The 10,799-nt window shown below is 45.2% G+C and carries 11 protein-coding genes; 5 read left to right on the top strand and 6 right to left on the bottom strand.

Annotation, left to right across the window (positions count from 1 at the left end; translation table 11 throughout):
- Positions 1-41: 41 nt before the first annotated feature.
- From B4240_RS01785 to B4240_RS01775, 3 genes are all read right to left on the bottom strand, one after another.
- The gene (locus B4240_RS01785; protein ID WP_296236517.1) at positions 42-869 is read right to left on the bottom strand and encodes a hypothetical protein; all 828 of its coding nucleotides are present in this window, start codon (positions 867-869) and stop codon (positions 42-44) included.
- Positions 870-1,018: 149 nt separating this feature from the next.
- Positions 1,019-2,290 carry a beta-ketoacyl-ACP synthase II gene (gene fabF, locus B4240_RS01780; RefSeq protein ID WP_414707074.1) on the bottom strand — a complete coding sequence of 424 codons (1,272 nt, stop codon included), beginning with the start codon at positions 2,288-2,290 and terminating at the stop codon, positions 1,019-1,021.
- Positions 2,291-2,522: 232 nt separating this feature from the next.
- A complete protein-coding gene (locus B4240_RS01775) occupies positions 2,523-3,863 on the bottom strand; it encodes an anhydro-N-acetylmuramic acid kinase (RefSeq protein ID WP_414707073.1) in 1,341 nt (446 codons plus the stop codon).
- 140 nt (positions 3,864-4,003) lie between these two features.
- Here B4240_RS01775 and tyrS point away from each other — a divergent pair, with 140 nt between their 5' ends.
- Genes tyrS through B4240_RS01760 form a run of 3 tightly spaced genes read left to right on the top strand, consistent with a single transcriptional unit; the run spans position 4,004 to position 6,079 of the window.
- Positions 4,004-5,215 (top strand): tyrosine--tRNA ligase, encoded by a 1,212-nt coding sequence (gene tyrS, locus B4240_RS01770; RefSeq protein WP_296236514.1) that lies wholly within the window; start codon positions 4,004-4,006, stop codon positions 5,213-5,215.
- Between the two features lie 53 nt (positions 5,216-5,268).
- Complete coding sequence (locus tag B4240_RS01765) at positions 5,269-5,853, top strand: GNAT family N-acetyltransferase (RefSeq protein WP_296236513.1); 585 nt, start codon at positions 5,269-5,271, stop codon at positions 5,851-5,853.
- Positions 5,840-6,079: a DUF1653 domain-containing protein gene (locus tag B4240_RS01760; protein WP_296236512.1), complete on the top strand. Its 240-nt coding sequence runs from the start codon at positions 5,840-5,842 to the stop codon at positions 6,077-6,079. The genes B4240_RS01765 and B4240_RS01760 overlap by 14 nt, the downstream gene beginning before the upstream one ends.
- A gap of 79 nt (positions 6,080-6,158) precedes the next feature.
- Here B4240_RS01760 and B4240_RS01755 read toward each other — a convergent pair whose 3' ends face one another.
- Positions 6,159-7,115, bottom strand: coding sequence for an alpha/beta fold hydrolase (locus B4240_RS01755; RefSeq protein ID WP_296236511.1), 957 nt, complete (start codon positions 7,113-7,115; stop codon positions 6,159-6,161).
- An 87-nt stretch (positions 7,116-7,202) separates the two neighbouring features.
- Between B4240_RS01755 and B4240_RS01750 the strand changes: the two genes are divergently transcribed.
- Positions 7,203-7,859, top strand: coding sequence for a hypothetical protein (locus tag B4240_RS01750; RefSeq protein ID WP_296236510.1), 657 nt, complete (start codon positions 7,203-7,205; stop codon positions 7,857-7,859).
- Between the two features lie 15 nt (positions 7,860-7,874).
- On the opposite strand, the gene B4240_RS01745 is transcribed toward B4240_RS01750, so the two are convergent.
- Both B4240_RS01745 and upp read right to left on the bottom strand, forming a co-directional pair.
- Positions 7,875-8,627, bottom strand: coding sequence for an SDR family NAD(P)-dependent oxidoreductase (locus B4240_RS01745; RefSeq protein WP_296236509.1), 753 nt, complete (start codon positions 8,625-8,627; stop codon positions 7,875-7,877).
- A gap of 78 nt (positions 8,628-8,705) precedes the next feature.
- Positions 8,706-9,353 carry a uracil phosphoribosyltransferase gene (gene upp, locus B4240_RS01740; protein WP_296236508.1) on the bottom strand — a complete coding sequence of 216 codons (648 nt, stop codon included), beginning with the start codon at positions 9,351-9,353 and terminating at the stop codon, positions 8,706-8,708.
- Between the two features lie 473 nt (positions 9,354-9,826).
- On the opposite strand from upp, the gene B4240_RS01735 reads away from it, so the two are divergent.
- Positions 9,827-10,465 carry a DNA glycosylase gene (locus B4240_RS01735; RefSeq protein ID WP_414707072.1) on the top strand — a complete coding sequence of 213 codons (639 nt, stop codon included), beginning with the start codon at positions 9,827-9,829 and terminating at the stop codon, positions 10,463-10,465.
- Positions 10,466-10,799 lie beyond the last annotated feature (334 nt).

Raw genomic sequence — 10,799 nt, 5'->3', positions numbered from 1 at the left:
TTTAGGTGGGATTGACTATAGGTATGGAGCAATTTTTATCACTAATGAATATTTTTTTTAGCGGTATTCTCTTTATGGTCATCAGCACGGGTCATATCGGGTTCGGTTAAATGCTGTGCCAACTCGGCACGCAACCAAGATTTTAAATTCTCAGAAATTTGCATCATTTGCTCGCTTAGATAATCGTCCACATGCATCTCAAGCTCGCGGATCAAATCTGGATGCGTCGCGCCAAGCTTAGTATCCTTTAAAGACAGATGAATGGCAGCGTCTGAGACGGCTTTATCGATAACGGTTTTGATATTGTTATCGTTTGCGCCATTTGCTGCATTGGATGGCTCGTGAATGGCTTTTTTATCCATGTTAGCGTTTGTAGTATCTGATTTTTCAGCGGCTTGGTTTTCCTCAGCATGACTAGCAGCATTTGATTTTTCTGTTTCACTCGCACCGTTGTCTTTATCGGTATCTAGCTGCTCAGGTTGCTGTTGCTGTTTTTGCGCCGCTTCTGCTGCTTTTAATCTTTCTTCTTCTTTACGTTTAGTATCTACTGCTTTTGCCTGTTTTTCTTTTTCTTTTTCTTTTTCTAAACGCTGTTCTTCTTCTAAACGTTGTTTTTCGGCAGCCGCTTGTTGCTGCGCTTGTTTGTCGGCGATGGCTTTGGCAATGGCTTGTTCGGCTTCGTGATTTTCATAAAGTTCATCAAGATGCGCATCTAAGTCATGGGTGCTAAAAACAAAGGTTTCAAACGGCGTGTCGTGTTGTAATAGGGTGGAGATATCGGTAAGCTCTTGGATGATAGAGGCGCGGATAGGGTCTGGCGCACACGTCCAGCGCTGATAAAACTGATGGGAAAATGAGTAGCTTGACATGGTATCGTCCATAAATGTTGCAAAAATTACCCCTTATCATACGCAAGTACGATAAGGGGCTGCAAGTGGTCAAACGTAGCCAATCTGACACCAAGGTTACAACAGCTAGAAGACGCGCTTTTTGTCGCTGTTTTGACCTTCTCTTTAGTTTAGGGCTGAACCGGCCAACGGGCAAATATCAATGAGCCATTGGTGCCACCAAAGCCAAAGCTATTGGAGACTGCATATTGCAGATTATCGACTTTACGCGATTGATTGGCCACATAATCAAGATTACAGTTGTCTTCGACATTGTCCAAGTTAATGGTTGGCGGTACTTGCTGATGCTGCAGGGCTAGGACGGTAAATATCGCTTCGATACCACCAGCGGCGCCAAGCAAGTGACCGGTCATCGACTTGGTTGAGCTGACCAAGATACTGTCTTTTACGGGCGCAAATACCGTTTCAATGGCAATGGATTCGGCAACATCGCCAGCAGGGGTGCTGGTACCATGGGCGTTGACGTAGCCAACGACGGCAGGCTCAATACCGGCATCGTTTAAGGCATTACGCATGGCGCGCGCCGCGCCGCTACCATCTTCTGGTGGGGCGGTAATGTGGCTGGCATCATCACTCATACCAAAGCCAACCAGCTCAGCAAGTATCGTTGCCCCGCGCGCGCTAGCATGGGCGAGGCTTTCAAGTACCACGACACCAGCGCCATCACCAAGCACAAAGCCATCACGGTCTTTATCAAACGGCCGCGACGCTTTGGTTGGTTCGTCATTACGAGTTGATAAGGCGTGCATCGCTCCAAAACCTGACATACCAAGTGGGCTTGAGCCTTTTTCACTGCCACCCGCCAGCATGACATCGGCATCACCGTAAGCAATCAAACGCGCGGCAAGCCCGATAGCGTGGGTTGCGGTGGTACAAGCGGTCGATGTCGCAAGGTTTGGCCCTTTTAAGGTGTGCTTAATCGCGACCAAACCTGCCGCCATATTGACGATGGAGCCTGGGATAATAAAAGGCGAGACCCTGCTTGCGCCTTTGTCACGTAGGGTATCGCGGCTGTTTTCAATGGTTTGGATACCGCCAATGCCTGAACCCAAAATAACGCCAAAGCGCTCTTGCTCGGCATCTTGTACAGGCGCATCGGCAGCGCTAACTTCATCGATAAAGCCGGCATTTTTTAATGCCATGGCGGATGCAGCAACCGCATAATGCATAAATTCATCATAGCGGCGCGCGTCTTTAGCATTCATATATTGCTTGGCGTCAAAATCCTTTACCACGCCCGCAATTTGCGCGCGATAGTCGGTTGCATCAAAATGAGTAATCGGCGCGATACCACTTTCGCCATTAAGTAGGCGCGTCCATGAGCTCTCGACATCAAGACCAAGCGGAGTAATAGCGCCCATACCCGTCACCACCACGCGCATATCGTCAGGACGCTCGTAGTGCGGTGGTTTCTGCCTTTGTTCGCGTGGCTTATGCGCCTGAGTGTCGGCATTATTCGGCGATGGTTCGTTCAGTGAGTCGGTCGGTAAACTGCTGTGCTGGCTCATGCGATATATCCTGTACGTGCGATCCTAAAAAGAAGGTATTTTGACCGTCATTATAAAACACATAAGTGCACGTTTGTAAACTAAAATTTAACTAATAAATCAATCATTAAGCAAAACAAACTTGCCCTAATACCACGCCTTTACTTGCGCCCGTGACGGCAGGCAAGTTACCCGTTTCACCCATTAGCGTTTGCCTTGCCAGCCACGCAAAGGCGACGGCTTCGACCCAAGCTGGATTCAGCCCTAAGCTTGCCGTAGTTTCTACTGTGCAATGAGGCAGATGCGCTTGCAAACGCGTCATTAGATAGTCATTGAAGGCACCGCCACCGCAAACATAGACCGAGCTTTTTTCATGAGCATTAATAAACGTATTGATTTGCATACTGGCGCTCATGGCGGTCAGCTCGGTCAATGTTGCCTGCACATCGGCTGAAGAATAACGAATATGAGCAGAGGCTTGATCGAATTTTTGTAGCTCATTTTGTAGCCATGCTAAGTTAAAATCTTCCCGCCCCGTGCTTTTTGGATAAGTACGCGCAAAAAACGGATGTTCAATCAGCTGATTAAGTAGTGGCTCAACCACTTGTCCTGATTGCGCCCACGCGCCGCCAGCATCATAATCTTTATTGGTATGCAGTGATGTCCACGCATCGAGTAATAAATTGGCAGGGCCGGTGTCATAACCAATAACCGGACTATCGTTACCAGACGTATCATTAGCAGGATTAGCGTTAATAAGGTTAGCATTGGCTGGCAAAACAGTGATATTGGCAATACCGCCCAAGTTTAATAACACCCGCGTACTATTAGGCGTAGAAAACAAAGCTTGATGAAAGGCAGGAACCAAGGGCGCGCCTTGACCACCGACGGCCATATCGCGGCGGCGAAAATCACTGACCACACTAATGCCGGTACGCTCAGCAATGATATTGGCATCAACCAATTGCAAGCTAAAGCCCATTTGCGGACGGTGGCGCACCGTTTGCCCATGACAGCCAATCGCTAGGACCGACTCACTATCGGTATTGGACTGCTGCAATAAATTATTGACCACCTCGCTAGCAAAATCAGCGTATGCTTTACTTGCCCAGCCAAACCAGTCTAATTCGCTATTTGGTTCACCGATTGTAGGTGTTAAATGATTGATACCATTTGGCTGACACAAGGCCAATAACACCTCACGCAGGCGCGGCGGGAAATCTTGGCTATAAGTGGCTAACAGTTGCAGCGGTTGTTGCCTGTCTTCTTCATTACCAAATTGACAAAGTACGGCGTCCATACCGTCTAAGCTGGTGCCAGACATCATGCCGATATATAAGCCGTCATCGAAATTTTCAAATACCGTTTGCTCAAGCGCATCGGTTAAGGAAGCGTAGTTTGCATCGTCGTCATTATTTATGAAACTAGGTGAGTGAACTAAAAATTCGGTGTTTTCAGGATCATTCATAGTCTGAGCAGGCTTGGTCATGGCAATTTACCTTAAAAAACGCTAGTATATCCCTCAAATTCTAACATCTTTTGCTGGCTACGAGATTCTAATTAGCCCAAACGCTTTACCCTGTTAATAAAGACAATAAAGAGAGCATCATGACCACCCAAACTTACACCCTAGAAGAACAACTTGCCTTGATTCAGCGCGGTACGCAAGAGATTTTATCCGAAGAAGATTTAGTTGCCAAACTAAAACTAAACCGTCCGTTACGTATCAAGGCAGGCTTTGATCCTACCGCACCCGACTTGCATTTGGGTCATACAGTGCTGATTAACAAGCTCAAGCATTTTCAAGATTTGGGTCATGAGATTTATTTCTTAATTGGCGATTACACCGCCAAGATTGGTGACCCATCTGGCAAAAACAGCACGCGTCCGCCATTGACCGATGAGCAAATCAAAGTGAATGCGCAGACTTATGCGGAACAAGTCTTTAAGATTTTGGATAAAGAAAAAACTAAGATCGTCTTTAACTCTGAATGGTTTAAAGACATGTCAGCGGGTGATATGATTCAGTTGTCAAGCCAGTTGACCGTTTCACGTATGCTTGAGCGCGATGATTTCTCTAAACGCTACGCGGCGCAAACGCCCATTGCCATTCATGAGTTTTTATACCCATTGGTACAAGGTTATGATTCTATCGCGCTAAAAGCCGACGTCGAGCTGGGCGGAACTGACCAAACCTTTAACATCCTGATGGGACGTACCTTACAAGGTCGTTATGGTCAAGAGCCGCAGGTTTGTATCACGGTGCCAATCCTAGAAGGGCTAGATGGCGTCAATAAAATGTCAAAATCTCTTGGCAACTATGTCGGTATTTATGATGCGCCAGGCACCATGTACCAAAAGCTGCTGTCGATGCCAGATACTTTAATCCGCCGCTACTTTGAATTCTTAAGCTTTAAGCCGATGGAAGAAGTCGAAGCGTTAATGAGCGAGATGGAAAACGGTCGCAATCCACAAGAAATCAAACGCATTCTTGCCGAAGAATTAATCGAGCGCTTCCACGATGCCGACGCGGCGGCTAATGCGCACAAGTCAGCGGGCAACGTGCTTGCTGATGGCGAATTGCCAGTCGATTTGCCAGAAGTAACGTTAGATTTGGAAGGACAAGACGCGCTATTTATCACGCAAATCTTAAATCAAGCGGCACTTGCTAAAAACAACTCAGCCGCCAAAGACATGGTCAAACGTGGCGCGGTAAAAGTCGATGGCGAAGTCGTTGACGCGGGCTTTAGCTTAACTTCAGGACAAACGGTGGTTATCCAAGCGGGTAAAAAGGCTTATGCAAAAGTGACGGTGGGGTAGCTCATTGCTTGGGTAAACTATTTTTTGTATTTACGATTGCTTGAGAGAAAAATATGCTAAATCAATCAACCCTATCACATAATGGCGTTACTCTTGAACCGTTAACTCTAAGTCATACCGATGACTTAATAGAGGCTTGCCGAGACGGTGAGCTTTGGAAAAAGGTGACCACATCTGTACCTACGCCAGTAACCGTAGCTGACTATATTAATGGAGCCGAAAATATGACTGATAGAGTGGCTTTTGCAGTGATAGATAAAAGGATGGGAAAAGCTATTGGAAGTACCAGTTATCATGACATCTTACCTCAAGCAAGGCGCTTAGAAATTGGCTATACATGGTATGCCAAATCGTACTGGCGTAGTCACGTCAATACGACCTGTAAGCTCATGCTATTAACCCATGCTTTTGAAACCTTAGAGTATCTAACCGTTGGGTGGCGTACAGATATTGAAAATACTCAATCGCAGCAGGCAATTGAAAGAATTGGTGCCAAAAAAGATGGCGTCATACGTGGCATTAAAGTACGACGAAATGGCAAAATTACTGATGCGGTGATGTATAGCATGTCAAAAGATGAATGGCCTGAACATAAAATCAAGTTGATAGAGAAGCTAGCTAACCATGAAAGACAATAAATTAGAATTAATCCCCCAAGGCATTTACCGCCATTATAAAGGCAATCTTTATCAGGTATTGCATACCGCGCAGCATTCAGAAACCGAAGAGGCGTTAGTGATTTATCGCTGCTTATATGGTGAATATGGCGTATGGGTTCGACCATTAGCCATGTTTAGTGAAACTGTGATACGTGACGGTAAGGAAGTGCCACGATTTGAGTTGGTTAAAGCCTTAGTTGACTAATGATATATTAAAACGTTCAAAATTTATTGCCCAAATAAAAAGCGACCCATGAAGGTCGCTTTTTTATATAAATGAGCAGTTAACCCTGCAAAAACCCTTTTAACACTTTATAAAATCCAATCGGCTCATCCAGCGGCACTGCATGACCTGAGCGCGGTAACAAAACCTCGCGAGCGTTGGGCAACAGATGGGTAGTTTTTTGCTGCCATATTGGATCGTACAACTTGGAGCGACCACCGATGAGATTGAGCACCGGAATAGTGACGCGCTCTAGCGCGCCGCGAAAATCATATGGCAATGTCAAATAGGCTTGCAAGCAGCGCATCTTATGTTGCCAGATGCTATGATCGTAAAATACCAGCTTATGGTCATTTTGATGGGTCAAGACTTGTATGAGCGCTTTGGAACGCGGGCGATTGACTGACAATAAAGAAAACAGTCGCTCAACGTCAGTCACCCGGCGTTTTATAGTAAACGGCAGATGAGTAAAGCTATCGAGCGCAGCATAGGGCAAAGTCATATTGACGACATTATGAAAAATATCAAACACTTCTTGCTGGCGCGCGCCAAACAGACCGCCTTGCCAATCAGGCTGATTATGAATCGCAGGGCTTTGGTCGATGTTTAAATAACGGCTGACTTTTGCACTGCCATAACGTTCGAAATACGCCCACATCACTTGCGCACCCATCGAGATGGCTGCAACAGGTAGCGCTTCTATATTGCGCGCTAAGCAAACGTGTTCAATGACGTTCCTCATATCATCGGCATACTGGCGGACAAAATCAAATTGGGTCAGATTGATGTCTTTTGCAGCGCCAAAGCCTCGTAAATGCGGCAGATAAAAGGCATATTTGCTCACTAAAGGCAAAACAAACGGCAAAAACTCACGCGCGTCCATACCGTAAGCATGTAGCAGCAGCACAGGTTGTCCATTTCCTATCACAGAAACTGGCAAAAGCGTACCATCAGCCGCAGCGATATTTATCGTTTGGAGCTGGTAGTTAGCAGGTAAAGTAAGCAAGCTTGTCTTCATAAGGCCATATACGTTTGATAGGAAGTTATATAGTAGATACTATAGGTATTGAAGAGTAGGCTCAATGATTAATAAGGATAATAGCGTATGGGCAAGCTGACTTTACCATTACTTGACAGTCATCTTTATCCGCAAGTTTGGCAGCAGCAAACGTTTACGACGCCGCAGGCGCTATTGATGGCCATGCTCATGGCAGAGGACACGCCAGATGCCGACGCCTTTACGCAGCAATTATTAGCCAATGATGTCTATCAAGATTGGATCAATAGCACTGTATTTGGGCGCTACTTACATCGTAACTTTACCGCCTTTTATCGGCAAACAGAGGACAGCTTTAATACCGATATGCCGGCACTGTTTCGCCGCGAGCTTATGCGCCACGCGCAGTATTTACCACTAGAGCAAGTGTTATTTTTTGCAGGCGCTATGCCAAAAAGTGTGCGCCAAACCAAACTTTTAACCACGACAGTGAATCCTGCTACTGCGGTAATGAACGCGCAAAAAATTAATGAAAAAACGGCGCTAAGCCATGCAACGGTTATTATTAATCAAATAATAGTGAGTGGCAGAGAGGTGTTAGGCTTTCCCATTCGCCATAATAAACGCACCAGCGAGCGCACGCGTAATGAGGTATTGATTTTGGATTTTCGGGAATTGCGCTTGGTCGATGAAGATAATGTCATAGTCAAAAAAAGAAGCAATATAGAGGCGACTATATTGCTTCGGTCTTATGAATTACGTTAAAGAGCTAATAAACGTTTATGAATCTTGCTTTGCAATGGTCAGACCATTATAAGTTTGTGCCACAGGCATCACTTCCAAACGATTGACGTTAATATGGGCGGGCGATTCAATCAGCCATAATAAAATATCGCCAATATCATCGCCAGTCATGGTTTTAAAACCGTCGTAAACCTTGGCGGCTTTATCGTCATCGCCATGATAGCGCACGTTTGAAAACTCGGTGCCCGCGACATTACCCGGTTCAAGATTAGTCACCCTTACTTGCGTACCAAGTAAGTCCGCGCGTAGATTTAAGCTAAACTGTTTGACAAAAGCTTTGGTTGCGCCATAAACATTACCGCCAAAATAAGGCCAACTACCAGCAATCGAACCAACATTAATAATATAACCGCTATCGCGTGCCACCATGGCTGGCAAGACTGCATGCGTTAAGCCCATCAAACCTTTAACATTGGTATCAAGCATTCGCATCCAATCATCAAGACTGGCATTTTGCGCAGGCTCTGTGCCGAGTGCCAGTCCAGCGTTATTCACCAAGACATCGATTTGCTTAAAATCTTTAGGCAAGTCAGCAAGGATTTGCGGGATAGTCGCCGTGTCACTGACATCCATGACCACAGGTAAAAATGCCTCGCCCAAGGTGTCTGCCAAAGCATGCAACTTATCGAGGCGTCTGGCACAGCCAATCACGCGGTGACCATTGGTAACCAAACGCTCAGCCAGCGCTTTGCCAAAACCCGCGCTTGCCCCTGTAATCAATACGTTCATCTTATATCCTTATCATTGATGTTCTGTACATGTGTCATGGTTTATAACGACGGCTTGTCTTGGTTTAAAGGCGTTGTCTTACTTGTTAAATAACTGCTTACCAAAGATTTTATCGCCCGCGTCGCCTAAACCTGGGATGATATAACCGTGCTCGTCTAAATGGCTGTCGAGTGCGGCGGTATAAATGGTGACGTCAGGATGCGCTTCATTCACCAAACGCACGCCTTCAGGAGCGGCAACCAACACCAACGCTTTAATATTGGTACAGCCATTTTTCTTTAGCATCTCAATGGTTGCAACCATCGAGCCGCCAGTGGCTAACATTGGGTCAATAATAAGCGCAGGGCGTTTGTCCATGTGGCTGACAAATTTTTCAAAAAACGGTACCGGCTGCAAGGTTTCTTCGTCACGCTGTAAGCCAACGACAGAGATTTTCGCCGTCGGAATTAAATCGAGCACGCCATCTAGCATACCGATACCAGCACGCAAAATAGGAACGATAGTCACAGTTTTGCCCGAAATTTGCTCACCAGTGATTTCACCACACCAGCCTTGCATCGGGAAGGTTTCAATTTCAAAATCACGGCTTGCTTCATAAGCCATCAAGCGCGCAAGCTCTTTGGTTAGGGTGCGAAATTTATAGGTACTACAGTCTTTTTCACGCATAAGGCTGAGTTTATGACGGACTAGCGGATGATAGATGACGGTGATTTTTAAGTCATTCATAAGTACTCTCTTGGTTTTTAGCTGATGCTTGCGCAGTTACTGCGGTTGCCATTAGTATAAAAGATACAAACACTTACCGCACTTCAACCCTATAGCTGGCCTATAAATAGTAAGCTTAGCGCTCTAATAATAAAGCAAGCCAAATGCATATAAGGCTTTAGAGCAAAGCTGGTTTTAATGAAGTCATCATTAGAACGGTCATGATTTTTATTAAAGCCACGCCAATTTAGGTTAAATAAAGCATAGCCTTTTAAGAGCGTAGCTTTTTATTCAAACCGAGCATTTTTGTACTCAGCGTCTTTTACGCCTATATTTTAAGTCGACTATATTTGACCAGATAGCGCCGTGAGAAATGAAGTAGTGTTTAGGCTTGCTATGATACCAAAAAAACCGCTTTTCTGATGAAGAATCTTATGACTACACAACCATCCGACGTTCATGAAAATCCTAATAAAATGGCTACCAATCCGCTCATGTCTGAAACCAGAGCAGCCGAAGTAGAAACCCATCCTTTCGGACCCGTGTTACCACCCGACGCCACCGTGATGATGATGGGTACTTTTCCACCAACCGCCGATAAATGGGCCATGCGCTTTCACTACCCGAACTTTTATAATGATATGTGGCGTATTTATGGCAGCGTGTTCTTTGATGATATGAATTACTTTAGAGTAGGCGATGAAAAGCGCTTTGATCCCGAGCGTATCCGCGCCTTTATGTTTGAGCGCGGTATTGCTTCTTGTCCCACGGTGCATCGGGCCATCCGTGAAACGGGTAACGCCTCAGATAAAAACTTAACCGTTGTGACGCCAGTTGATCTAGATAATATCTTGCCCCAAGTACCAAAGGTTAAAACCTTATTTACCACGGGCGGTAAAGCAACCGAGGTGCTGCTCAATTTATTAGCGGAGCCACCTGCCAAATCGAAATATCCTAAGACCAATCAAAGTATGGTTTATCCTTATACATGGCGGAATAATGCGAATGATAAAGCTAAGGTGAATGAACTTACCTTATATAGATTACCTTCGACTTCACGCGCCTATCCTTTAGCATTAGATAAAAAAGTTACCGCCTATAAAGCCTTCTTTAAAAAGATAGGTAAGCTGTAGCAGGGGTATGTTTAGGAAGCTATAGTACAAAAATGGTAAGTAGGGTATGCCGAGCGCACCCATGCAAACTAATTTAAAACAAATCTAAATAACCCCTTGACCCACCTTCAAATGCGCGTATAATGCCACCCAGTCGAAAGGGAAGAGTGTTTACAAAGTGCTTAGCACTGAATAAACCACCATTAGCGAGAGAGTTTCATTCAACCTGCCTATAAGTAGAAGTAGCCTGATAAAAACTTTCAAACTAAATAAAAAAACTTCTTGACTTAGCAAATAAAGCGTCTATAATACGCACCTCATTAAGGGATAAGGCGAGATAAAGACTAATAATATT

The organism is Psychrobacter sp. UBA5136, from assembly GCF_002414005.1.
In the GTDB taxonomy this organism is placed as follows: domain Bacteria; phylum Pseudomonadota; class Gammaproteobacteria; order Pseudomonadales; family Moraxellaceae; genus Psychrobacter.
This window is presented reverse-complemented; position numbering and strand designations above follow the sequence as displayed.

Excerpts from the sequence above, each read along its gene's own strand:
- B4240_RS01785 (WP_296236517.1), bottom strand. The coding sequence starts at position 869 with ATGTCAAGCTACTCATTTTCCCATCAGTTTTATCAGCGCTGGACGTGT.
- fabF (WP_414707074.1), bottom strand. The coding sequence starts at position 2,290 with ATGCGCGTGGTGGTGACGGGTATGGGCGCTATTACTCCGCTTGGTCTT.
- B4240_RS01775 (WP_414707073.1), bottom strand. The coding sequence starts at position 3,863 with ATGAATGATCCTGAAAACACCGAATTTTTAGTTCACTCACCTAGTTTC.
- tyrS (WP_296236514.1), top strand. The coding sequence starts at position 4,004 with ATGACCACCCAAACTTACACCCTAGAAGAACAACTTGCCTTGATTCAG.
- B4240_RS01765 (WP_296236513.1), top strand. The coding sequence starts at position 5,269 with ATGCTAAATCAATCAACCCTATCACATAATGGCGTTACTCTTGAACCG.
- B4240_RS01760 (WP_296236512.1), top strand. The coding sequence starts at position 5,840 with ATGAAAGACAATAAATTAGAATTAATCCCCCAAGGCATTTACCGCCAT.
- B4240_RS01755 (WP_296236511.1), bottom strand. The coding sequence starts at position 7,115 with ATGAAGACAAGCTTGCTTACTTTACCTGCTAACTACCAGCTCCAAACG.
- B4240_RS01750 (WP_296236510.1), top strand. The coding sequence starts at position 7,203 with ATGGGCAAGCTGACTTTACCATTACTTGACAGTCATCTTTATCCGCAA.
- B4240_RS01745 (WP_296236509.1), bottom strand. The coding sequence starts at position 8,627 with ATGAACGTATTGATTACAGGGGCAAGCGCGGGTTTTGGCAAAGCGCTG.
- upp (WP_296236508.1), bottom strand. The coding sequence starts at position 9,353 with ATGAATGACTTAAAAATCACCGTCATCTATCATCCGCTAGTCCGTCAT.
- B4240_RS01735 (WP_414707072.1), top strand. The coding sequence starts at position 9,827 with ATGTCTGAAACCAGAGCAGCCGAAGTAGAAACCCATCCTTTCGGACCC.